The 23,201-nt window shown below is 41.0% G+C and carries 24 protein-coding genes; 12 read left to right on the plus strand and 12 right to left on the minus strand.

Annotation, left to right across the window (positions count from 1 at the left end):
* Positions 1–60: 60 nt before the first annotated feature.
* From L4D78_RS19860 to cspE (L4D78_RS19875), 4 genes are all read right to left on the minus strand, one after another.
* A complete protein-coding gene (locus L4D78_RS19860) occupies positions 61–2,475 on the minus strand; it encodes a hybrid sensor histidine kinase/response regulator (RefSeq protein WP_428468543.1) in 2,415 nt (804 codons plus the stop codon).
* A 245-nt stretch (positions 2,476–2,720) separates the two neighbouring features.
* The gene (locus tag L4D78_RS19865; protein WP_428468544.1) at positions 2,721–3,461 is read right to left on the minus strand and encodes a prephenate dehydratase domain-containing protein; all 741 of its coding nucleotides are present in this window, start codon (positions 3,459–3,461) and stop codon (positions 2,721–2,723) included.
* A 337-nt stretch (positions 3,462–3,798) separates the two neighbouring features.
* Complete coding sequence (cspE, locus tag L4D78_RS19870) at positions 3,799–4,008, minus strand: transcription antiterminator/RNA stability regulator CspE (protein WP_428468545.1); 210 nt, start codon at positions 4,006–4,008, stop codon at positions 3,799–3,801.
* A 451-nt stretch (positions 4,009–4,459) separates the two neighbouring features.
* Positions 4,460–4,669 carry a transcription antiterminator/RNA stability regulator CspE gene (cspE, locus tag L4D78_RS19875; protein ID WP_068327593.1) on the minus strand — a complete coding sequence of 70 codons (210 nt, stop codon included), beginning with the start codon at positions 4,667–4,669 and terminating at the stop codon, positions 4,460–4,462.
* A 477-nt stretch (positions 4,670–5,146) separates the two neighbouring features.
* Here cspE (L4D78_RS19875) and L4D78_RS19880 point away from each other — a divergent pair, with 477 nt between their 5' ends.
* Both L4D78_RS19880 and L4D78_RS19885 read left to right on the plus strand, forming a co-directional pair.
* A complete protein-coding gene (locus L4D78_RS19880) occupies positions 5,147–5,452 on the plus strand; it encodes a DUF496 family protein (RefSeq protein WP_428458944.1) in 306 nt (101 codons plus the stop codon).
* A gap of 270 nt (positions 5,453–5,722) precedes the next feature.
* Positions 5,723–6,982, plus strand: a complete 1,260-nt coding sequence (locus tag L4D78_RS19885; RefSeq protein WP_428468591.1) for a MipA/OmpV family protein — start codon at positions 5,723–5,725, stop codon at positions 6,980–6,982.
* Positions 6,983–7,073: 91 nt separating this feature from the next.
* On the opposite strand, the gene L4D78_RS19890 is transcribed toward L4D78_RS19885, so the two are convergent.
* Both L4D78_RS19890 and L4D78_RS19895 read right to left on the minus strand, forming a co-directional pair.
* On the minus strand, positions 7,074–7,664 hold the full coding sequence (locus L4D78_RS19890) for an FMN-dependent NADH-azoreductase (RefSeq protein ID WP_428468546.1): 591 nt from the start codon (positions 7,662–7,664) through the stop codon (positions 7,074–7,076).
* Between the two features lie 246 nt (positions 7,665–7,910).
* Positions 7,911–8,768, minus strand: a complete 858-nt coding sequence (locus tag L4D78_RS19895; RefSeq protein ID WP_428468547.1) for a PA4780 family RIO1-like protein kinase — start codon at positions 8,766–8,768, stop codon at positions 7,911–7,913.
* A gap of 233 nt (positions 8,769–9,001) precedes the next feature.
* On the opposite strand from L4D78_RS19895, the gene L4D78_RS19900 reads away from it, so the two are divergent.
* The 5 genes from L4D78_RS19900 (at position 9,002) to L4D78_RS19920 (ending at position 12,604) form a co-directional block, all read left to right on the plus strand.
* Entirely contained in the window at positions 9,002–10,060 is a 1,059-nt protein-coding gene (locus L4D78_RS19900) for an NAD(P)H-dependent flavin oxidoreductase (RefSeq protein ID WP_428468548.1), read from the plus strand.
* 4 nt (positions 10,061–10,064) lie between these two features.
* The gene (locus L4D78_RS19905; RefSeq protein ID WP_428468549.1) at positions 10,065–10,625 is read left to right on the plus strand and encodes a dienelactone hydrolase family protein; all 561 of its coding nucleotides are present in this window, start codon (positions 10,065–10,067) and stop codon (positions 10,623–10,625) included.
* Between the two features lie 36 nt (positions 10,626–10,661).
* Positions 10,662–11,102, plus strand: a complete 441-nt coding sequence (locus L4D78_RS19910) for a GNAT family N-acetyltransferase (protein ID WP_428468550.1) — start codon at positions 10,662–10,664, stop codon at positions 11,100–11,102.
* Between the two features lie 49 nt (positions 11,103–11,151).
* Positions 11,152–11,838, plus strand: a complete 687-nt coding sequence (locus L4D78_RS19915; RefSeq protein ID WP_428468551.1) for an SDR family oxidoreductase — start codon at positions 11,152–11,154, stop codon at positions 11,836–11,838.
* A 76-nt stretch (positions 11,839–11,914) separates the two neighbouring features.
* Positions 11,915–12,604, plus strand: coding sequence for a pseudouridine synthase (locus L4D78_RS19920; RefSeq protein WP_428468592.1), 690 nt, complete (start codon positions 11,915–11,917; stop codon positions 12,602–12,604).
* 36 nt (positions 12,605–12,640) lie between these two features.
* Here L4D78_RS19920 and L4D78_RS19925 read toward each other — a convergent pair whose 3' ends face one another.
* Positions 12,641–13,855 (minus strand): transglycosylase SLT domain-containing protein, encoded by a 1,215-nt coding sequence (locus tag L4D78_RS19925; RefSeq protein ID WP_428468552.1) that lies wholly within the window; start codon positions 13,853–13,855, stop codon positions 12,641–12,643.
* 284 nt (positions 13,856–14,139) lie between these two features.
* Between L4D78_RS19925 and L4D78_RS19930 the strand changes: the two genes are divergently transcribed.
* From L4D78_RS19930 to L4D78_RS19950, 5 genes are all read left to right on the plus strand, one after another.
* A complete protein-coding gene (locus L4D78_RS19930) occupies positions 14,140–14,664 on the plus strand; it encodes a lecithin retinol acyltransferase family protein (RefSeq protein WP_428468553.1) in 525 nt (174 codons plus the stop codon).
* Positions 14,665–14,806: 142 nt separating this feature from the next.
* Positions 14,807–15,088 carry a polyhydroxyalkanoic acid system family protein gene (locus L4D78_RS19935; protein WP_428468554.1) on the plus strand — a complete coding sequence of 94 codons (282 nt, stop codon included), beginning with the start codon at positions 14,807–14,809 and terminating at the stop codon, positions 15,086–15,088.
* 273 nt (positions 15,089–15,361) lie between these two features.
* Positions 15,362–16,021 carry a phasin-related domain-containing protein gene (locus L4D78_RS19940; protein ID WP_428468555.1) on the plus strand — a complete coding sequence of 220 codons (660 nt, stop codon included), beginning with the start codon at positions 15,362–15,364 and terminating at the stop codon, positions 16,019–16,021.
* A gap of 75 nt (positions 16,022–16,096) precedes the next feature.
* Positions 16,097–16,456: a phasin family protein gene (locus L4D78_RS19945; protein WP_428458935.1), complete on the plus strand. Its 360-nt coding sequence runs from the start codon at positions 16,097–16,099 to the stop codon at positions 16,454–16,456.
* 317 nt (positions 16,457–16,773) lie between these two features.
* Entirely contained in the window at positions 16,774–17,709 is a 936-nt protein-coding gene (locus L4D78_RS19950) for an alpha/beta hydrolase (protein WP_428468556.1), read from the plus strand.
* A gap of 69 nt (positions 17,710–17,778) precedes the next feature.
* On the opposite strand, the gene L4D78_RS19955 is transcribed toward L4D78_RS19950, so the two are convergent.
* The 5 genes from L4D78_RS19955 to fdhD all read right to left on the minus strand — a co-directional run bounded on the left by L4D78_RS19955 (position 17,779) and on the right by fdhD (position 23,106).
* Positions 17,779–18,150 (minus strand): thiol-disulfide oxidoreductase DCC family protein, encoded by a 372-nt coding sequence (locus L4D78_RS19955; RefSeq protein WP_428468557.1) that lies wholly within the window; start codon positions 18,148–18,150, stop codon positions 17,779–17,781.
* A 112-nt stretch (positions 18,151–18,262) separates the two neighbouring features.
* Positions 18,263–18,895: a TetR/AcrR family transcriptional regulator gene (locus L4D78_RS19960; RefSeq protein ID WP_428468558.1), complete on the minus strand. Its 633-nt coding sequence runs from the start codon at positions 18,893–18,895 to the stop codon at positions 18,263–18,265.
* A 79-nt stretch (positions 18,896–18,974) separates the two neighbouring features.
* Positions 18,975–19,490: a DUF2505 domain-containing protein gene (locus L4D78_RS19965; RefSeq protein WP_428468559.1), complete on the minus strand. Its 516-nt coding sequence runs from the start codon at positions 19,488–19,490 to the stop codon at positions 18,975–18,977.
* A gap of 9 nt (positions 19,491–19,499) precedes the next feature.
* Entirely contained in the window at positions 19,500–21,491 is a 1,992-nt protein-coding gene (locus L4D78_RS19970; RefSeq protein WP_428468560.1) for an SDR family oxidoreductase, read from the minus strand.
* 787 nt (positions 21,492–22,278) lie between these two features.
* On the minus strand, positions 22,279–23,106 hold the full coding sequence (fdhD, locus tag L4D78_RS19975) for a formate dehydrogenase accessory sulfurtransferase FdhD (RefSeq protein ID WP_428468561.1): 828 nt from the start codon (positions 23,104–23,106) through the stop codon (positions 22,279–22,281).
* Positions 23,107–23,201: the final 95 nt, after the last annotated feature.

The following is a 23,201-nucleotide window of genomic DNA, read 5'->3' on the forward strand; positions in this document are numbered from 1 at the left end:
GTATATTTTGTGTCATGTTTGCAACATCAGAGGCAGCCAGCTGCCTCTGATAATATGAAGTTAGTTCAACAAGCTAACCTGCTTATCTAATTTCTCAAGTAGCACGTCACGTTTGAAAGGCTTCGGTAGGTAATCGTCCATGCCGCTGTCGAAACACTTCTGAATATCGTCATCTAAGATCGAAGCGGTTAGGGCGATGATATGTTTGCGAGGGAGTTGGTTGTTACCTTCAAACTTACGAATGGCTTCTGTCGCCCCAAAACCATCAAGCACTGGCATCATACAATCCATTAGGATCAAGCCGATGGCATCATGGTTGGCTTCGTAAATATCAATCGCTTCTTGGCCGTTGTTCGCGATGACGTAGTCTAGCCCCATGCGCTTGAGGTTAATACAGACAACTTGTTGGTTAATTTTGTTGTCTTCGACGATCAGAATTTGGTTGTTTGTTGATGAAACTTGGCTTTGAATCTGCTGCTCTTTGACTTCATCGGTTTGATCATTTTCATAGGCGTTTCTGAGGGTGTTGTTGAGCCGCATGCCAAATAGTGGCGCTGTAATGAACGCGACAACCTGGCTTGATTCTATATCGATATTTTGGATGTTATTACGAATGTACACAGCACGGTGGGTTGGCAGTTGCTGCTCCACCACTTTTAATATGGCAGGTGAGTCAACTATCACCAGATTGTCTTGCTCAATATCTGCAATTAAACGAGTGTTACCATCTATCAGTGTAAACGGGTAACCTAATCGTTCTAGCTCTGCGATTAATAACGGGTTTGCATTGGTGGTACAGTAAGCGATATTGAAGGCGTTACCTTGATTGAGTACTTGATCGTCTTTGCTGAATTCGACTTCAAAATAAAACTGGCTACCTTTACCCTTTGCCGAGTTAATATTAATCTCTCCGTTCATTAGCTCAATCATCTTCGATGAAATGGCAAGCCCTAGCCCTGTCCCTCCATATTGCGCTGAAGTGTCTGAATTCTCTTGTTTAAATTCATCAAAAATATGTGCTTGCTTATCTTCGTCGATCCCAATTCCAGTATCTGTCACGGCAAAGAAAATAACGACTGAAGAGGACGTTTCCGAGGTTTGGCGGGCTGTAAATGTGATAGAGCCTTGCTCGGTGAACTTAATCGCATTCGAGGCCAGGTTCATTAATACCTGACGCACTTTCTGTTCATCGGCTTTGATATAGTTCGGTAATTGGGGATCGAGGTCGACCACAATATCAATTTTCTTTTGCTGTGCTTTTGGGATGATCAGTGCCGCGGTATCAAATAACACTTCCTTAATGGCACACGTATGTGGGCAAATTTCTAAGTGTCCAGACTCTATTTTTGACAGGTCTAAAATATCATTTATCAGCATTAACAGCGTTTGCGATGAAACGTTAATTGTTGATAAGTAGTCTTTTTGAATCGCACTTAGTTTTGAGTCGGATAGAATCTCGGTCATGCCTAATATACCGTTTAACGGTGTTCTAATTTCATGCGACATATTGGCTAAAAAGGCACTTTTGGCTTGGTTAGCCTGTTTCTCTTGCTCACGTGCAAGAATGAGATTTTTCTCCATATTTCCGATTTGGTGTACAACATAAATGAGTACTGAAATAACGGATAAAGCCAGAATAAATGCGGCGAGTCGCATGTAAAATTCATAGATTTTTAACTGCTGATTTATTTGTTCTGGGATCTCAGAAAATAACGTGTTCAGTTTGTTTTCTAGAATGTGAATTGTTTTTCTTAAATCGCCATGCTTACCTGAATTATGGTCATACCCAAATGTTTCATAACTCTTTTGTAATGTATAAAATGCCTGACGAAAATTGGTGAAGGCGCTTAGGGTAGAGGGAGAACCGGTATTGATTATCTCTTCGTGCATTTTATCGAGGTTAATATCAATATCGCTTAAGGTACTTTCATCGAAATCAGAAAAGAATTGGTATATTAAATCTTCGATGCGGAGTGTTAATTGGTTGAGCGAGCGGCTGTTAATGTCGATAAGCGCATTTTTCATTATCAGTGATTTATCTTTTAATGAATCAATAAATCCGTTGCCACCATTTTGGCCATGTATAAGCAATACCATGGTAGCAAGTGAGTCAAATTGCTGATAGTAGTCATCAATAGAGTCGAGTGTTAATTGGGCATTGTAGTCTGTCGTGATTCCACTATCAGTAATAAGGCTGTTTATGGCATGTAATTTTTGCAAGGTTAATGAATAAGCAGACTGCATTTCAGCTTGATACTTTTGCTCGACTCGCACGATGAAATCTTTTTCATGTCGGCGCATCATGAGTACTTCATTTGATGCATTCAGAATTTCAATTTCAAGCGTAACAAGTTGAGCTCGTTTTGCGTTAAGGTTTTGTTCGGTATAAAAGAAAGCAATGAGAAACACTAGAATAGTGGCTGCCCCATAAATGAGTAGGCGCTTTATTGAGTTTGTAGCTTGGGCTCTTTTCATTGAAATCCATATCCTTTTGACTTGCTTTAAATGCATTATAAGTGTAACAAAAAAGACATGTAGCGAGGCCTAGTAAAATTGTGACGTGTTTAATAGATGTGAAGTCTCGCCACGGAATAACGAAACGCAGTCATATTTTCAGAGATATGTTCATGGTTAGGTAGGGTATAAGCAGGGTAATTCCTGAAAGGATATCAAGTTGTGCGGGCAGTCTGTATCTGCCCGCTCATTGCTCTATTTATAATTTACAACGTTGCATCATAGGCTTCAGCTTGGCGAATAACAGCACGTAATTCATTTTCAGCGTCAGTTACACTCAAAGGGCTCGTTCTTTTGGTTACTTTCATTAGTGCAAAGAGTGTTTTGTTGTCTTTATTATCTTGAACTGCTTTCGCAGTCACCGTGATTTGCGGGTAAAGTTCTTCAAGCATACATGCGCCGATTGCGGCTGTTCCATTTGGCAGCTCTCCTGTGGCAACCATACGAGCGGCTTCTGCGGTACCTTTCGGGATCTCTAGCTCTTGTAATTCGGTATATTGACCTTTCCAGCGGTCAATTTGTTTTAATGCCGCAGGGTGGGATGCAATTTGTACCAGAGGGATATTTGCTTCCACATCACTCTTTGAACGTAATACACACATTTCAATGGACGTGCGAATTCCCGCTTCTACTTCAACAACTTGATATTCTTGTATCGCCGCTACGGTCGCCCTTACCAGATTACCTTCAATTGTTGAGTTTTCGAGTGCGGTAAAAGCCAAAGCAGCATCATTATTGGCAGCCACAAATGTTTGTAGCGGTGTGCCTGAAAAGACGTAGCTAGGTTGGGTCAGCTCTGTTTTGCTATAAAGTGTATTAATTGCCGCATTGTTAAAGCTACCTGAACTTGCTTGAACGTACACATTGTCGTTCGCCAGTGCGACAGCGCTAAAAGAGGTGATAGCAATTGAGATTGAAGCGACGAGTCCTTTAATGTGAAATACCATCTGATTACTTCCTATGTGTCATTTGGGATAAAGCACAACACCTTGGAATATTTTCTTTACGGTGTTGCTGTTAGTTAACTGATAATGTGGTATTGACATGCGTATGTAAATGGATGATTCGCAATGAGGATTATTTTACGAATGTAAACGTCAATTATGTTCGTATGGTCACAATTACTATGCGATTTGTTAATAATAAAGGTGGATTCTTAAAGAAGCACAGAGGGATTAGATAGGAAGTGCTGATAGAGGAGGGTGTCAGGTGAGCGAATTTAAGGTAATAAAAAAGAGCATCAAGAGATGCTCTTTTTTCAAAGCTTTAACGCTTGGTGTTTAATTAAACACGCTCAACGTTAGCAGCTTGAGGACCTTTCTGACCTTGTTCAACGTCGAAAGATACTTTTTGGCCTTCAGCTAGTGATTTGAAACCGTCACCAGAGATAGCACGGAAGTGAACGAATACGTCAGCGCCGCCGTTGTCTTGAGTGATGAAACCGAAACCTTTCTCATCGTTGAACCACTTAACGATACCAGTTGCTTTAGACATTTTATGTCTCCTGAAAAATATTTTTTGAAATCACGCTTAACGCGTACTTAAGCCAGCATAATGTATTACTTATGGACAAAAGAATTTTGAGCTCTTCAGGACAACGGCGCTAGTTGAAGCGGTGGAACGAAGTTTTCTATTTCAATTTGGCATAAATAGGTCTGCATTACAGGCCGTGAACTATTAGGCCATAAGCGTTATGGCAGGGCAAGCAAATACTTTAAAATTTAGTGATTTATGGGAAAAGTGTGATCTTTTTATCAACCTGAAAGAAGCATTCACATTAAGCCACAATAGCTTAGTCGTAAATCGCTAAAAATTGGTTCGATAAAGATGTATATATGGAAATGAAGGGATTTCAGGGGGGTGAGTATAAAATAAACAGTGCTTTTTAGCAGAAAGTAAAAAAGGGCTAAAGAGCCCTTTTAACTAGAAACTAAGCGGATGCAAATTAGACTTTTTCTACGTTTGCAGCTTGAAGACCTTTAGGGCCTTGCTCAGTTTCATATGCAACTTTTTGACCTTCAGCTAGTGTTTTGAAGCCGTCGCCTGTAATTGCACGGAAATGAACGAATACGTCAGCACCGCCGTTATCCTGAGTGATAAAACCAAAACCTTTCTCTTCGTTAAACCACTTAACGGTACCTGTTGCTTTAGACATGTTGTCTCCTGAATATCTTACATCTATACAAATGCCAATAACTATTTAACTCGCGTAACAATTGAATCTCTTGCTCTAGTTTTACTGTTTACAGGTAATGCTAGATGGAGCGATTCGTTCACATTGTTGTATTACTGCCAAACACTACTGGTCTCTTAAAGATTAGGCAGGGTTATGCTATTTGCAAATAGAAATTTAAGGTTTTTGTGGAGATATTCACATGTTTGACTATCAGCCTGACCAAAGTTGAAGGTAAGTTAAGTTTTTGACAGGCATTTTTTAGTTGCTCTCGCATTTCATCTTAATGATACTGAAAGAACTTTTTTACTCCTTCATGTGAATTCGCGATTTTAGCTGTAATAAATCAAAAGAAAGAGTGATCTTTTTTAATTGGTTGAAATGTGACTTGAGTAGCAACATCGCTTTCTGTTATAACGGGGGCAGTTAGGTTTTGTAGATTCATTTAAAGGACAAATCATGAACACTATCCTAGAGCTAGTTCGTCAAACTCGTCGCAAGAACAAATTGAAGCGCGAGATTTTAGACAATGATCGTAAAGTTCGCGATAACCGTAAGCGCGTTGAGTTACTGGAAAACCTACTTGATTATATCAAGGCTGACATGACACACGATCAAATCGTTGAGATTGTTGAGAATATGAAGGGTGATTACGAAGATCGTGTTGATGATCACATCATCATCAGCGCCGAGCTTTCTAAAGAACGCCGAGAAGTCAGCAAGAACGTTAAAGACCTGAAGAAAGCGGAAATTGCGAGTCAGTAATTAAATTCCTAGTTTCAGTCTATAAACCCGACTCTGTTCGGGTTTTTTTATGCTTTTTTTACACACGTTAGACAATCATTAAGATAAATTTTGATATAAAACAAAGCTATAATATGTGTTTATATTTGAAAAGCGCACTAAAGTGTATTTGTAGTGTTGTAGATGAGGATATGTTGATTGTTTAAGCCCTTGGGATGGTTATTGTGCTGTGCGCCTGTTGTCGCTTCAGCGACAGGGAATGAACCAGAAGAAAATTTAGATGAAGGATTCATTTCGCCGTACGAGTTACGTCTCCAAAGAGACGGTGAACAGCCGTGGGGGATCGCTGCGGTATTTCGTAATGCTTCCATACCGTATGCAACTGACAGTGTTGTAGAAGATACGACCGTATCAACATTTGTCCCAATGATGTTCTTTAAAGGGGAGCGCTTATACCTGAACGGAACGGAAGGCGGTATTAATTTGTACCGTGAACCAGACTGGGAAGCTAATTTTTTCACGCGACTTCACTTTATTGATATCCCAAGCTCTTTTCAAAATGAGATTGGCGGAGATACTGCTGACTTTGGCTTACAGTATAAATATCGCTGGGATGAGACAACATACAGTAACCTAGAGTTATTGTCTGACCCAGACGGCCGTATTAGCTCACAAGCGACGCTAGGGACTAAGTTTCGAGTTGATAACTGGACATTAAAGCCAGAAGCGTCGTTAATCTGGAAAGAAAGTAAATACAACAGTTATTACTATGGGCTTAATCAAGAATCGATTAATGCGGGAGTCGATGTTCGCTTTGGGGTTAACGCTGCATACCATGTTGCATCTAATTTATATTTGTTAGGTGGAGCGCATGCAAGGTACTTTGATAGTAATATTCGTGATTCCGATATTGTATCGAGTGACTGGCAAGGTGAAGCTTACTTAGGTTTCGGTTTCTTTAATGATGCAAATAAGCCACGTAAATCGTCTATCAGTACAAAACCGTATGTTCGGGTGGCACACGGCTGGGCTACACCATCTAATATCGGTGAAATTTTCTCTGGTAACAGAGAAAAAGATGAGTTTAACAATCAATTGACATCGGTTTTCTACGGCCATCCGTTAACGGATGAGTTGTTTGGTTTGCCGCTGGATATTTATTTAACCCCAGGGGTTGCATGGCATTGGAGTTCTGATGTTCAGTCTTCAACGCAAGAATATATTATGGCGATAAAAGCCTACTATACCGTGAACTGGCCTGTGAAGTGGCGCTTTGGTGTTGCTGAAGGTTTATCGTACATTTCTAACATTTCATACATTGAGCAAAGTGAAATGGATAGAAAGGGGTATGAGTCAAGTAATCTGCTGAACTATCTCGACTTCTCGTTTGATGTGAACCTCGGTGACCTTTTCAATGAAAAATCAATGGATGGGGTGTGGGTTGGTTACAGTTTGCATCACCGTTCTGCAATTTTTGAGAGTGCTTCCCAGTTTGGGCGCATAAAAGGCGGCAGTAACTATAATACTGTTTACGTCCAGTTCGATTTTTGATTATTGATTTTTGATGAAACAAAGCCCCGCTGTTTGTTGAATAAAACAGGCGGGGCTTTGTCATTATTGGCTAACAGAATAAATACGGTTATTAGACCGTTAATTTTTCAAGTTCACCCTTCGCTTCTTGTAAAGCTTTAGCTGCAAGCTCTTCACCCATAGCTAACGCTTCACTATATACAAACGTAACGTCAGTAAGTCCAACGAAGCTAAGAATGGTTTTTAGGTAAGGCACCATGGTATCTGTTGCGCCATCTTTATGCATACCGCCACGTGTCGTAACAACAATGACTTTTTTATCGGTAAGTAGACCTACAGGACCTTTTTCCGTGTAGCTAAATGTCACGCCAGCTCGTGCAATCAAATCAAACCAATTTTTTAATTGAGTGGGTATTGAAAAGTTGTACATTGGTGCAGCAATAACAAGGGTATCACTGGCGTGAATTTCGTTGATAAGTTGGTCTGATAGAGCCAGCGCATCTTGTTGCTTCTGGGTTAGGTTATCACCACCGCGTAATCCGCCTGCAATTTCACCATCAAGAACAGGAAGAGGCTGTGCAGCAAGGTCTCGCTCAATAACAGACTGTGTGTCTGTCCAAGACGAAACAAGATGATCAATTAGGCCGTTAGATTGAGAGTAATCACCTAAAATGCTCGATTTTAGTACAAGTAAATTTGCCATTATTATTTCCTTAAGTTCTAGTGCCGTATCGCTTGATTGTTACTATACAGCTGGGCAGTTAGCGTTGAAAGTGGAAAAAACAGCTGAACTTGTTCGAAAAAATAGATGATGGTGGTTTCGAGTTTTATGCGTTTTATTAAGCGGGACTAGAGGGGGGATTTGCCAAGCTCGTTCGAATTTAAGTATCCCGTTCGATCCATTGTTAATGGGAGCAAACGGGATAGTATTCGTTTAATGCGGGTTTATTTAATCGGCTTCTTGCTCTTCACTGAGTCGTTCTCTGCGTAACGCAGCTTCTTCCATTACCGCATTAATCTCAGCCATTAATCCGTCGATGTCGGCATCGTCATCACTTTCGACGAAGTGCCCTGTAAGTTCAGTCGCTGGTGTAAGATCACCGGCTTCATACAAGGCCCACATTTCTTTGGCATACTGCTTATCAAGCAGTTCTGGAACGTATTGGCCATAATAGTTAGTCATATTCATGACATCACGTTCTAACATCCATTTGGCATTGTTATTTGCTGAAGCATCAACAGCTTGCGGTAGGTCGATAATAATGGGGCCCGACTCATCAACAAGCACATTAAATTCCGACAAATCGCCGTGGATGATACCTGCACAAAGCATACGAGTGACATATTGGATGATCAGATCGTGATCTCTTAATGCTTGCTCTTTTGTCAGGGTGATATCATTTAGACGTGGGGCAACACTGCCTTCCTCGTCAGTCATCAACTCCATCAACAAGACACCGTGAAAACAACCATAAGGTGTAGGTACGCGTACATCTGCATCAGACAAAGTGTATAAAGCATCGACTTCTGCGCGTTGCCATACTTTCTCTTGTTCATCTCGGCCGAATTTAGACCCTTTTTCCATTGCACGAGCTCGACGGCTATTTCGCACCTTACGGCCTTCGCGATAGGTTACGGCTTGCTTAAAGCTGCGCTGCTCAATTTCTTTGTATACCTTCGCACAACAAATTTTGTCTTGGCTACGTACAATGTAGACTGAAGCCTCTTTACCACTCATTAACTGAGTAAGTACTTCATCCACTAAGCCATCTTCAACCAATGGCAATAATCGTTTGGGTATCTTCATTACACCTACATTCGATAAAAAGAGATATTTGAAACAGGCTCACCAATGGTTCAAATACAATAACACGGTATTTTAGCTACATTATCTATGTGTTAAGGCATATAACAAGCTTTTAGGGGAAATTTTACCTTTTTGTTTCACTTTAATTTGGGGTAGAGTGGATTTGATATATTAAGTGTTAGATTTATAAGGATTATTTATTACTACTGCCCATGTATTGAAAGGAATCGATTATGCACAATGAGAATTTTAAAAGTCTGCTTGGCACTGCTCTTCCAATCATTCAGTCACCAATGGCTGGCGTTCAAGGAAGTGAACTGGCTATTGCTGTTTGTAAAGCGGGAGGTTTAGGCTCTTTACCTTGTGGAATGTTAAATATTGATGACATTATAAATGAAATAGTGGTGATAAAAGAGGCAACAGGTACCCCTTACAATCTAAACTTTTTTTGTCACGATATGCCCGATTATGATGAAAATCAGCACGTAAAATGGCAAGCAAAATTAAAACCGTATTTCACTGAATTAGGCATAGAGTGTGAGAGCCGGCCTCAGAGTGCGAATAGAACACCGTTTAATCATGATATTGCAGATGCTATAGAGCCATTCCACCCTGAGTTTATTAGTTTCCATTTTGGTCTTCCCGATAAGGAACTGCTTAATCGCGTAAAACGTTGGGGAGCAAAAATAGTGTCTTCTGCAACAACGATTGAAGAGGCAGTGTGGCTAGAGTCTAAAGGGGTTGATGGCATTATTGCTCAAGGATCTGAAGCTGGTGGCCATCGAGGAATGTTTTTGTCCGGTGATATAGCGACTCAAATGACGATGTCTGATTTAGTGTCCCAAATGGCCAATAAAGTAAAAGTGCCAATTATTGCGGCAGGTGGTATTTGTGATAGCCAAACCGTTAAAGCCGCTTTAATGCATGGAGCCGAAGCTGTTCAGGTAGGCACTGCGTATTTGCTTTGCTCTGAAGCAAAAACGTCTCAATTACACCGTTCAGCGCTCAAGAGCGAAAAATCACAGCATACAGCGCTTACAAATGTTTTCTCTGGCAGGCCAGCTCGCGGCATTGTCAATCGCGCGATGAAAGAACTTGGTTATATCAATACGTCGGCCCCTGTGTTTCCGTACGCATCAATAGAAATGACCCAATTGCGTGCTCATTTTGAAAAACAAGGCGATGCTGGTTTTTCGCCTTTATGGTGCGGAGATAATACATCGGGTTGTAAAGAAATTAGCGCAATAGAATTAACACGTCGCCTTGTGAAAGACATTAACAGAAAGGTATAAGATTATGACTGTCGTGATTATTACCGATATATTTGGATTATGCGATTCAACAGATAATCTCTCATCATTTTTGAGCCATTACGTTAATGATGTAGTCATTGTCGAACCCTATCAAGGAGTACGCCATAACTTTAAAAATGAACAGGAAGCTTATCGTGCCTTTGTTAACAAATGTGGGCATGAAAATTATTTTGTTCATGCTTTAGACTATGTATTAAGACTGAAGCCAGAATTGATCATTGGCTTTAGCGCTGGTGCAAGTGCTGCTTGGAAAATTTCTGGTATTCAGAATACCGGATGCAAAAAATTATTTTGCTTTTACCCAACGCAAATACGTAATCATCTTGATGTTATTCCACAAAACAAGGTTGAGGTGATTTTCCCTAAGACAGAAAACACATTTAATGTTAGTGAACTGCATGACATTCTCGAATGTTATCTCAATGTTGAGAGTCAAATAACAGTATATGAACATGGTTTTATGAATGAAAGTTCTGGTGCGTATAATATTCATGCTGAAAAGTTTGGTTTGGAGCGTATTGAGAAATACCTGATAAATAAATAGCAGCTATTTTTTATTAAGACATAAGGTTATACGTAAATGGAATTACTGGAAATTGAGGTTGGCTCAATTTTTCATAAACAAGCGCTTGATCTTAGGTATCACTTATTCTTTGAAGAGATGAATCATCCGAGGGATATTTTATTTGATGGCAAAGAGAAGAACAGTTTTCATCTGGCGCTGGTTAAAAAATCTGAACTTGTTGCTTATGGTCGATTGAGCCAGCATTCTCTGTCGGAATATCAAATCTCTCAAATGGTTGTTAACCCTAGGTATCAAGGCCTTGGCTATGGTAAACAAGTACTAAATGGACTTGTTAATAAAGCGAAGGTATTGAAGTCAGAAACCATTTTCTTAAATGCAAGGCTTACAGCAGTTTCGTTGTATCAGTCTGTGGGGTTTATTTTTGATGGAGAAGCTCATGAGTCCCCAGCCACAAAGGTTGAGCATATTAGAATGAAGCTTTCACTTTTGAATTAACTAAGTTTCTGTTTATAAATAGAGGTTTATAACGAAAAGGATTTTCAGGATGGAAACAATTGTTATCACAGGAGCAAATAGAGGGATTGGCCTCGAACTCACGAAACAGTTTCTTCATTTAGGTTGGCACGTTATTGCAACGTGTAGAGATAAGTCGAAAGCAGATCAACTGAATATGCTAACGAGTAGAGGAAAACTCAGTACTCACTCTTTAGAGCTGACTAACGAGAGCGATGTCGTTGAGTTTTGTACTGCTCTTTCTGGGGTTACTGTCGATGTATTAATTAATAACGCAGGTGTGCTGGGAGGAGACAATCAAAGTGCGAATAATATGGACTATAACGAGTGGTTAAAAACATTTGCAGTAAATACATTGGCACCTTTCCATCTTGCAACGTCTTTGAAGGGTAACTTGCAGCAGTCATCGCGGCCTCGAATTGTCTCTATTTCAAGTGGAATGGCATCTTTAAGCGGGCAAAGTATTGGCACTTATGCTTATCGAAGCTCAAAAGCCGCACTCAATAAAGTAATGCAAGTATTAGCAAATGAGTATAAACAAGATGGCATTATTGTTTGTCCTGTAAACCCTGGTTGGGTGAGAACAGATATGGGAGGAAAAGGGGCTGATATTTCTGTTGAAGAAAGTGCCGCTGGTTTGGTCGCTTTGATTAATGGATTGACGCTAGATCACTCTGGTCGTTTTTTGTCGTGGGATGGTGAAGAGCTTTCATGGTAATGATTATTCGATCGTTGCTTATTATCGAATAGCAGGGATAATGACCCGCTTTGTTTATCGACCTAAAGTTGTCCTAATGCGCCTTGATAAATTTGTTTGTAAAAGTACCGAGCTAACGAAACAAGAAGCTATTCAATGGATACAGAATGGTGAAGTGAAGGTTAATGGTGAGGTTATTGTTGATGAAAGGGCGCAGGTTCATGAAAACAATCAGGTTACCCTTAATGGCCAAAGGCTAAAACGTCGTCCTTTTCGTTATATATTAATGCACAAGCCAGCCGATACGATTTGTTCAAATATTGATGAGTTTTATCCTTCTATCTTTAACCATATCGATGTTGAAAATGTGACTGAGCTTCATGTCGCGGGTCGCTTAGATGCTGATACAACAGGGTTAGTATTGATCACCGATGATGGGCATTGGTCATTTAATATCATTACACCGACAAAGCACTGTGAAAAAGTTTACCGCGTAGGGTTATCTAAGCCTATTGCTGAGGACGCTGCGAGCAAGTTTGAAAATGGTATCAAGTTACAAGGTGAAAAACGACTGACGTTACCTGCTAAGCTTGAAATCATTAGTGAAAAAGATGTTTATTTAACGATAACAGAAGGCAAGTTTCATCAAGTTAAGCGTATGTTCTCTGCGGTTGGAAATCGTGTTGTTTCGCTTCACCGTGAAAGAATAGGGGAAGTATGCCTCGATGTTAATGTTGGGCAATGGCGCTTTTTAACAGAAAGCGAAGTTCAGTCATTTTCAGGCTAACCGATGTCAGGTTAGCCACAGAATCACGACTTGGGTCTACTGAGTTGGTATCAGTAACTTTTGCCCAGCAAAAATAATTGAGTCTGATAAGTTGTTTACTTGCTTTATCAATGAAACGGATGTGTTGTTGTTTTGTGCGAGTTCGCTTAGTGAGTCACCTGCTTGAATGTCATAAACATCAAACTTTTCTTTTACATAGCGATAGCTGTTTTTATTCTCGTAAAACAGTGTCTTATTCTTCTTCGGTATTAATATTTTATTGTCACGCTGCTGAAACGTGTAGCCGCCAGTATATCCTGGGTTAAGTTTAAAGAATGCCTTACTCGATAGTCCTGCATGGCCTGCAATGTGTTTTAACTTCACACGCTGGCTAATAATAACTTCATCCATAATCGGCGCTGATTTAATCGAAGCAAAGGGCAGGTTGTTTTGTTCTCTCTCTTTGACTAACTCGACCATGGCTAATAATTTTGGCACATACATTCTGGTTTCTTTTGGTAGTTTTAACGACCAAAAGTCAGTTGATTTACCCGCAGAGCGATTGCGCTTAATTGCATTTCGAACACGTCCCCCTCCGGTATTATACGCTGCTATAGCGTGTAGCCAGTTATGGTCAAATTTATCGTATAGGTATTCAAGCAAGTCTAATGCTGCATCTGTTGATGCGATGATATCTCGGCGACCATCATAACCACTGACAATATCGAGCCCAAATGAACGACCTGTGGGGGCTGTGATCTGCCAAAGTCCAGCAGCCCCTTTCGGAGAGTATGCAAATTGATCGAAACTGCTCTCAATAAAGGGGAGCAATACGAGCTCAATCGGAAGGTCTCTCTCATCGACTTGTTGGTAGATATAATATAAAAAAGGTTCAGCTCGCTGGGTAACGACTTTTATATGGTAAGGGTTGTTGGTGAACCACCGCTTGTAATAACGAATCCGCCGATTATTTGGCACAGTCATTGTGAACTGATCGCTGAGCGTATCCCAGAGGTCTATTTCACCTGTTGGATCAGACGTTGTAACTGTAGTTAGCGATGTGTTTTTTGCATCAGGAAACCCTGTCGCGACATAGCTGCCATCATAAAGTGTTTGATGAACATCGCAATGCTGCTTAAATGTGCTTGGAGCTATATCTACTTGTGTAAGCAGTATTTTTTCTGGTTGTTCATTCTCGCCCAGCGCGGTTAAGCTCTGACACCCTGTCATTATGGCTAGAACTGAAAGCAAAAAGAGATAATGAATAATCATAATATTTTCATTTTTTAGTAATTACTTATCATTAGAGTGTCATTTTTTTGACTGCAATATTATCTTAGCAGTGAAATTTAGAGTGCAATGTCTCTAAATTGGTTTTTGTATCGAAACTTGAAACTAATTTGTCTATCTAAGTGGTACGCCAAGGACTCGACGCTGTGGCTACATCATTTGAAGCGGGGTGACTATTTTTTCTATTTTTATTCGCGACAACTTAGACGAATAGTGATAACCAGCTAGGCTATAAGTAGATTAAGTGGTTGGTATAGGTAGAAATTATGCAAGAAAGTGTGTATCCAGCAGGAACGGTATTGAAGATTCGTTGTAGTACTTACTGGCATTATGGGCTTGCAGATGGTCAGGGAAATGTAATTCATAACTCCAAAAAGTGGCGGAGAGTCTCGCTTGATACAGAAACAGATTTTGCAGAAGGGCATACGATTCGGGTTAGCCGGATAGGTAGCGATGCGCCGCATCTCGCAGTGAGTCATGCTTTGAGCCAAATAGGCAGGCCGTACAATTTATTAGATCAAAACTGTGAACAATTTGTTCGAGAAGCTCATGGCTTACCCATAGAGTGTACGCAGTTTCAGCGGCTTGTCGTTGCCGCGGCTGGTGGCTACATCACATTGAGTGCCAGTACCCCAATCTTAAAAATCGCAGGGGTAGGTATCATGCTCGGCGCAGTTGCTTCTACCTCTGAACGCTCTCCCTACAAAAAGGCCGTGTTAGGGGCAAAAATAGCGGTAGGATCAAGTTTATTGATCAGTACAATTGCAAGGCGATTGGCCAAACCGCTCTAAATTGTGACTTTTTGTATGTATATTATTACTGACAACCCCAACTAAATACGAAGACTTCGATCTTGCACACAGAAACTCAATGCATTTCACAGTATGTTACAAAAAGGTAACTGAGTAAAAACACTAATGCATGGGAACATCTGTGACAATTTTAATTGAACGTCATCATGACAAACCTCATGATGATATTACGAACTTAAGTCAAAAAATTGCTGATGAGTTAGAACAAGAATATGGTCTAACCTGGACTTGGCAAGAGAATAAACTACATATTAACCATGCTTCTGCTAGGGGCTTTCTCCATGCTCAAGAGGGTAAAATAACGATTGAGCTACAGCTTGTTGGTTTTGCGGCCAGTTTTTTTGCTGGCAGTATTGAATCTCACATTTCTGAACGGCTTGATAAACTCTTACTCGCAAGTTAACAATGGTTATTTGATTACCTTTGCGTAAAGACGTCTTGAAGACGGGTATAACGATTTAAACCTTATTAGGGCTCTTTTGAGCCCTTTTTTGATCGCTAACGACCAACTTACATACTATTTACCTTACTACTTACCTTACCTCTGAATATCTTTTTTAGGTATCGCTTCTGTACTTCCAAGCCTGAATGAATCTTTTAACGATAAATTGTTGTTTTAGGGAGAACATTCTAATTGAAATTCGTAAATTGTAGTTAAGCAGTCAGGCAAGAGCCAATGGCTGGCACAGTTGCAATTAGTATGGAGGGCACACTGATGGGTCTATTTAAAGAGACTGCGGCAGAATCAAAAAAAGAGCAGATTCGTGACGCAATGGTATACAACATTTGGTTAGCTGGTCTAGGTGCTTATGCAAAAAGCGCAGAAGAAGTGAACCAACTTTCTGATAAAAGCAAAAGTTTGTTTGATGAGTTAATTGAGCGCGGCCGCGCTGTTGAATCAAAAACAAAAGAGAAAGTGCACACTGCACGCAGCCAAACTTCAGTTGCGATTGAAGAACGTATGCACAACATGGTGCAAAAGTTTATTGGTGTTGATAATGAGCGTCTTGATCGTGTTGACGACAAGATTGATCAATTAACAGCGAACATTGAAGCACTTCTTGAGCGTCAACAAGCTGAAAAGCAAACACCTGCAAAAAAAGTAACTCGCTCACGCGCAGTTAAAGCTGAAGATAAGCCAGCAGCCGCTAAAAAGCCAAGTGTTGCTCGCCGTAAAACAGTAAAAGCAGCTGAGCCTGTAGTTGCGAAAGTTGATGAAGTGAAGAAAGAGACAGAAGCGCCGGTAAAGCCACAAAACGTAGCAGCTAAACCTGTTACGGATGTAAAAAAAGACGTTGAAAAAGCAGTGGATAGCGTTAAGCCAGCAGTGGTTTAAGTGACTTACCGGTCAACGACCAATGATAGTAATTAGATACTTTAATCCAGCGTATTAACGCAGGGGGAAATGATTATGAGTGATAATACAGTAGTAAAAGCGGCTAAAAATGTCGTAGAAAGCGGTGAAGGCGTTGCGCGCAACATTTGGTTAGCTGGTCTAGGTCTTTACAGCCGTAGCCTTGAAGAAGCGCAACAAATTAATGAGAAATCAAACCAAGCATTTGACGATCTTGTTGAGCGCGGTAAAGAAGTTGAAATCCAAGCAAAAGAATGCATTGGTAAAAACACAGAAAAAGCCACAGAAGAAGTGGAAGCAGGTATGAATGACTTGTTCTACCGCTTAAGTGGCGTAGACCGTGAAAAGTTAGAACGTATGGATGAGAAAATCGATAAGCTAACTTACGCGGTCGAGAAATTGGCAGAAGCAGAGTAACTGCCAATGCAGGGTTACGTTTATAGCCAGCCAGACGATAAGTAACCCTGTTGGCGTTGTTATCACAAACCCAGTCTGCTGATGACAATGCTTTTTAGGTTGCGCGTGGGCCATGCACGCGCAACTTTTTTGTTATATCACGAACTACTTACAAAGTGAAGAGTGAGTGTCAGCAGAATAAAACAGCAGTGTTTGTCATAATTGACAGAAATTTAAGCAGTATTCTGAGTAATTAGTCGATCATTTAATGCCAAATATTGACCAAATGKGTTATTTAACTCTAACTTTGTAAAAGATATGTAACAAAGGTGGCGTATATGGAAAGTTGGCGAAATAGGGCTTTTAACAAGGTTTTATTCCGAATCATGAGGCAGCGGCTAGCAAATTGTAATTCGACAGAAGAGATGCGAGACCTGATCTTATCTGTTGATAATTATGGACCTTTCATTGCTTCACCTAAAGGTATGGAGGTGATTCCCGCTAATTTCGCAGATGTGCCATGCCAATGGGTAAATATGCCCAACAGCAGTGGAAATAAAATTATTCTCTACTTTCATGGTGGAGGCTTTTGTTTTCATAGTCCCAAAATTCACAATGCCTTTCTTGCTCGCCTTGCAAATCAAACCAAATCACGTGGTTTAATGGTGAACTATCGCCTTGCGCCTGAGCATCGTTATCCTGCCGCGCCTGATGATTGTTTCGCTGTGTACCAGTCTCTACTGGTAAAAGGTTACCAACCGCATCAAATCTTTTTAGCTGGTGATTCTGCTGGTGGCAATCTCGCTCTGACAACCATGTTGCGACTCCGGGATGCTAACCTACCATTGCCAGCAGGGGCGATAATGATGTCACCGGTTTCTGATATGGCAGTAACGGGCGAGTCAGCATTTAAAAAGTGTAAAGATGATCCCTTCTTTGATCTCAGTACCTTATTGTTAATGAGAAACAATTATATCGGAACGCAGAATCCCTGTGACCCTGATATCTCACCATACTATGCCGATCACCATGACTTGCCGCCTGTCTTTATCACCGCTGGTACAGAAGAGCTTTTGATGGACGACTCGATTCACCTTGCTGAACGCATGGGTGAGGCTGGCAATGATGTCACCATCCATATCGTCAAGGGTGTACCTCATGTTTATCCGTTGTTCCAACAGCTCAGCGAAGCACGAGAAGCACGAAAGTTGATGGTGGGTTTTATAACTGAGCAATTTAAGCGTGCAAAGGGCGTTGTTAAGAAAGCAAGTTAGTTAAATAGAGCCAGTACAAGTGGGTTGTGAGCGAGCTATCGATGAATGATAGGGTGGTGTGGATTTAAACTAACGTTTAGACGTTCTACCTTGTTGTTCGAGGCGTAGATCAACCGCTTTTCGGTATCGCCGGGATAATCGTTTTTTTATCAATGGAATGCTCATTAACCAGGCCAGCGGACGCAGGTACCAAACTTGCTTTAATAATAGAATATAGGCATCAAGCTCTTTATAAATAAAACCGTTTTCATGCTGGACATGCAATTCTTTAACAGCCCAGTAAGGGTCTATTCCTATTGACTTTAAATAGTCTTCTTTGCCTGTAATGTCACACCAACGCACATTACTTTGCTTCCCCAGCCTTCGTTCAAACCAATCGCGATCTTTGATGCAACTCGGGCAGGCGCCATCATAGAAGATGGTCAACACATGTTTTGACATTATCAGAGCCTTAATATACCTATGCCTAAATCAAGTGTAGTTAGTCGGTGTGCCACTAATAAAAAACCAAGGCCGAAACCTTGGTTTTAAAACTTGTTCTTGGTAGGTAAAGCTAGCTAACCAGCTCATCAAGCAAGTCTTGATGGGTATAGAAAGGGGACTCAGCACTTTCTGTTAGGTAGGGCTCTACCATTGAAATTAGCCTTAACACGCCAGCTCGAACAAGGTCGCTCTCGCTGTACTTACCATCAAGAAGAGTTTGGTAATTTAACCAATTTAAACTCACTAACAGCAAGTTATCAGCTAACAATGGCAACGTTTCTTTGTCACACTTGAGTTTGCCAAGATCAACTAAGTGGGTCAGCATATCGAGGATTAAGTGACGGAATTTTAATATTAATGTTTTAATTTTCCGTTTAAGCAGCGGATTTTGGCCATTGAGGTTGTCAAGATTACGGAACAAAAATCGGTAATGGGTAAACAAGGCCATACCAGTATGCATAAATGGCCAGTAGTCATCAAAGTCTTTGACTTGTTTTACATATTCATTACTGATTGTTGTCATCGAGTTTTGAAGTTCAGCGACTAACGTCGATATGATCTCTTCTTTGCCTCTAAAATGGTAATACAAGTTACCAGGGCTAATCCCCATTTCAGTTGCAATAATTAACGTGCTGACTTGAGCAACACCATCACGGTTAAACAGTTCAAGACTGACCGATAAAATCCTATCTTTGGTTTTCATAGTCCTTTCCTTGTCTTTACATGATAACCGTCAATCAAACCGCTAAGCAGTTCGATTGACGGTATCAGTGATCATGCTGTTATTCTTCAGTCACAAGCTGCGGTAAAGCACGACATAAGAAATCGTATTCGCCATCCATTTGCGCTTTCATATCATTACAGATGAATGAGACAAGGGTACTACCAACAAGCGGTATTGATGATGTCACGTCCATAGACACGTTATTCTGCGTCGCAATGCCATTTCTGTCGGCAGGTTCGCTAAACATCATCTGGCCACTAATGAAGGCTGGTACTCCAATAATTTCAACGTTCAGCTTACACAGTAGCTGGTCGTTTTCTTGCCAATGCCAAGTTTCAGATTGTTTAATAACGTTATGGCTACCCAGCAGGCTCTTCAATACACCTGGCACATTTGCTGGCATTTCACGCTGCGTTTCAACGATAAAGCCATCATCAGTTTCAGCAATCTTAGTTACACGTACATTCTTGGCGCCAAGCTGCTGGTATTTTTCAACAATCAGCTCTTCTTCACTGAAGTAACGCAGTAGAGTATCTAAGTTTTCTTTGTAATCATGAATTACGGAGACTTGCATATTCTACCCTTACATGTGAATTTCGCGCATGAGGCTATTTAATGCCACAACATCTGCAGTTGGTTTTTTCTTTTCGCTGCTATCTGATTCTTCTAGCTCTTTGCCGTGGTTAGGGTTGTAACCCGTAGCCATTAGCAATTCACCCATTTTCGGATAGACACCGTGGATGAAGGCACCCAACAGACCCAACTTGGTCGCAATACGTTTCGGCTTTTCGATAATCGCCTTGATGATGAGATCCGCTGCTTCTTCAGGGCTCAATAGCGGAATACCGCCTTCAGCTTCGCGATAGTGATCAGAAATCATGCGAGTTTCAACTAACGGCATGTTAATGGTCGTAAAGTTGATCCCTTGGCTGCCTAGCTCGATACTGGCAGTACGTGTAAAGCTATCCAGCGCCGATTTAGATGCGGCGTAAGCAGAGAACAACGGTTGGTTAGTCAACACAGCGATAGACGAAATGTTGATGATATGGCCTTCGCCCGCTTCAATCATCTCAGGCAAGTTACCAAGGATCATACGAAGTGAGCCAAAGTAGTTGATTTGCATTGTACGTTCGTAGTCATGTAGACGGTCAGTTGCTTTTTCTACAGAGCGACGGATAGAGCGACCAGCATTGTTGATAAGAATATCGACTTTACCGTGGTCTTTCTTAATTTGTTCAATAACAGCTTTGCTTGGCTCATCTTGGCTCAAGTCACACTGGTAGATAAAGGCAGTACCACCAAGGCGTTCAATATCATTGCGAGTTTGTTGTAAGCGCTCTAGGTCACGAGCAACGAGAACCAAACGGGCTTTAGTTGACGCTAACTTAATCGCGGTGGTGTGGCCGATACCAGAAGAAGCACCTGTTATAACAACGACTTTGCCATTCACTCGGCCTTGAAGTGTTCTTTCGACGTGTAGCTCAGGATCGAGGTTACGTTCCCAGTAATCCCAAATATTACCTGCGTAGTCTGGTAAGCGAGGGCAAGAGATGCTGCTGTCTTCAAGAGCGCTTAATGTGTTTGAGCAATCAAACTGGGTAGGGGCATTGAAATAACCCATTGCGTCTTTTGGTACATCCATTTCAGTACTGATGGCATCAATAAAGCGTTTCAGTACTGGAATTTGGCCTAGTTGTCCCCAGAAGTGTGATGGCACCATGCGGAATACACGCATATCAAGGCGCATTGCCATACGAGGTGCGTGGCCTGCTTCTGCAAACATGTTGATGACTTCGCCAGCACGGTAAGGATCTGGGTCAACAATGTGGAAGCATTGATTATCAAGGTTTTCTTTATGGGAAATATGGTCAATGGCATCGGCGACATAGTCAACCGGAACAAGATTTAAGCGACCACCTTCAAGTCCGATGAGTGGCGCCCATTCAGGAAGCGCACGGCGGATTTTTTGAATAACTTTGAAGAAGTAGTAAGGGCCGTCAACGCGATCGGCTTCACCAGTTTTTGAATCACCGATCACAATGCCAGGGCGGTAAGCACGCCATGGGATTGTTGCGCTCTCTTGAACTAACTTCTCAGCATTATGCTTGGTTGAGAAATACGCATGATCAAGGCCTGTCGCCTCGTTAAGCATGTCTTCGCGGAACCAACCACGGTATTGGCCTGCAACAGCAATTGAACTGAAGTAGTGGAAGCAGCCCGCATTGATACGTTCTGCAAATCGAAGTGTATTATCGGTACCTTCAATATTGGCACGCATCATATCTTCTTCATCAGCTTGCAAATCATATATAGCTGCAAGGTGGAAGAATTGATCAATTTTCCCAGTCAGTGATTTTGTATCTTCAGCGGAAATACCTAGGTTCTTTTCAGTGATAGAACCCTTAATAGAATGGAATTTATTCTTAGGTAAGTTGTGTTTTTCAATGAGCGCAGCCAGCCTGTCGTTTGACATTTGATCATAAGACAAGATGTAGATTTCACCAGGACGTTTTGCCAGACGTTGTAGTAACTGTGAACCGATAAATCCAGTTGCGCCGGTTATGAAATAATTCATCACCACTCCTTCGCGGTTATTATTTTAACATTCAATAGCAGAGTAATTTACTGATCGGATGACCTGTTATACTGCAGAGTAATTTACTGGTCAGACGACTGAAAATAGTGTGCACTTAGTGGCACAATTGCTCAAAGGGAAAGCCAGTGAAATGAGTGATAGATCACTATTCTATCAGGGAATATCTAAATTTAGAGTAATAGCTCACATAATCTACGAGCAGATTTCATAATTCACATCCGACCAGTGATAAATATCGTCAATTTTACAGGTGTCAGGGTAACAAGTTGTTAACATGCTCAAGGCTTTTTCTCGAGTAGTTGTAAATAATGATTATTTGAAAACTTAGGGTAAGGTGTTTGCATCTTAAATAATGATGGAGGGTTGGTGCTTCGCTTATTTTGATTGCATATTCACGAGTATTTAATCGATAGATGTTTCATAAGTGATTGCAAAGTGTGGCATCAGGTAATGCGAATTTACATAAGGCTGGGCATGAACCTGTGAGGGTGCTTTATTGAGTGTTTACATAATTGTTGTCATAAAAACGTAATAGATTGTATAATAGACTCATTGAACAAAGCCTTGAGTGCGACATATTTCCTTACTTAGCACTTAAAGTTTTCATCTCTATTTGTACAAAAAGTAGCTTTGAACGATCAGAATGTAGAGTTAAAGAAAATAACGTTATAAAGACTATAAGCGATAAATAGAAAGTAGGGGGTAAAGAAAAGCCCCGCTAACAATGCAGGGGCTTTTTAATGGTGGCAGTTTATTCTTTTAGCGTTTAACGCTCACCTTTTACATCGAGGATAAGGTTCTCTTTCCCGCTATAGACTTGGAAGCGATGACCTTTGGCACGGGCAATCATGGTTATGCCAAGCTTCTGTGCTAAATCGTAACCCATTTGTGTCGCACCAGAGCGAGACAGTAGCACTGGAATCCCCATTTGCGCGACTTTAATGACCATTTCAGAGGTCAGGCGGCCTGTGGTGTAAAAAATTTTGTCTTCGCCAGTTTCACCTTTTAGCCACATTTCACCAGCAAGCGTGTCTACCGCGTTATGGCGGCCAACATCTTCAACAAACGATAAGATGTTGGTGTCTTTACATACTGCGCAACCATGAACAGCACCGGCAGCTTTATAGGTTTCATTATGATGGGTAAGCGATTCAAGTAAGCCATATAACGTTGATTGTGAAATAGAGGGTTGCGGCAGAGTCACATTTTCTAATTTCTTCATTACATTGCCAAACATGGTGCCTTGGCCACAGCCAGAGGTAACGGTTTTCTTTTCCAGCTGTTTAGCAAGACCTGATGTGTTTTCTTTGGTAATGACGGCTGCTGAGTTGGTTTCCCAATCTATGATCACTGATTCAATGGCATCGATATTTTCAATAAACCCTTGGTTCTTTAAATAGCCCAAGACGAGTGCAGAGGGGCGTTCGCCCAGTGTCATTAGCGTAACGACTTCAACCCAATTTAGATAAACCGTTAAAGGATGCTCGCAGGCAATTTCTTTTTCCATCATGTCGCCATATTCATCCATAACGTGAACGGTCATGGTTTGTTTAACCGATGAGTTGGTTTTTATGATTTTTGGCAGTGTGCTCATCAAAAATTCCTGCTGTTTCAAATACAAATCGAAGGTAAGAGATTTTGTCCCGATGTTCTATAGGCAAATAGCGAAATGTTATCTCATTCTTGCGT

Origin of the sequence: Photobacterium minamisatsumaniensis, from assembly GCF_050336695.1 — a bacterium.
In the GTDB taxonomy this organism is placed as follows: Bacteria; Pseudomonadota; Gammaproteobacteria; order Enterobacterales; family Vibrionaceae; genus Photobacterium; species Photobacterium minamisatsumaniensis.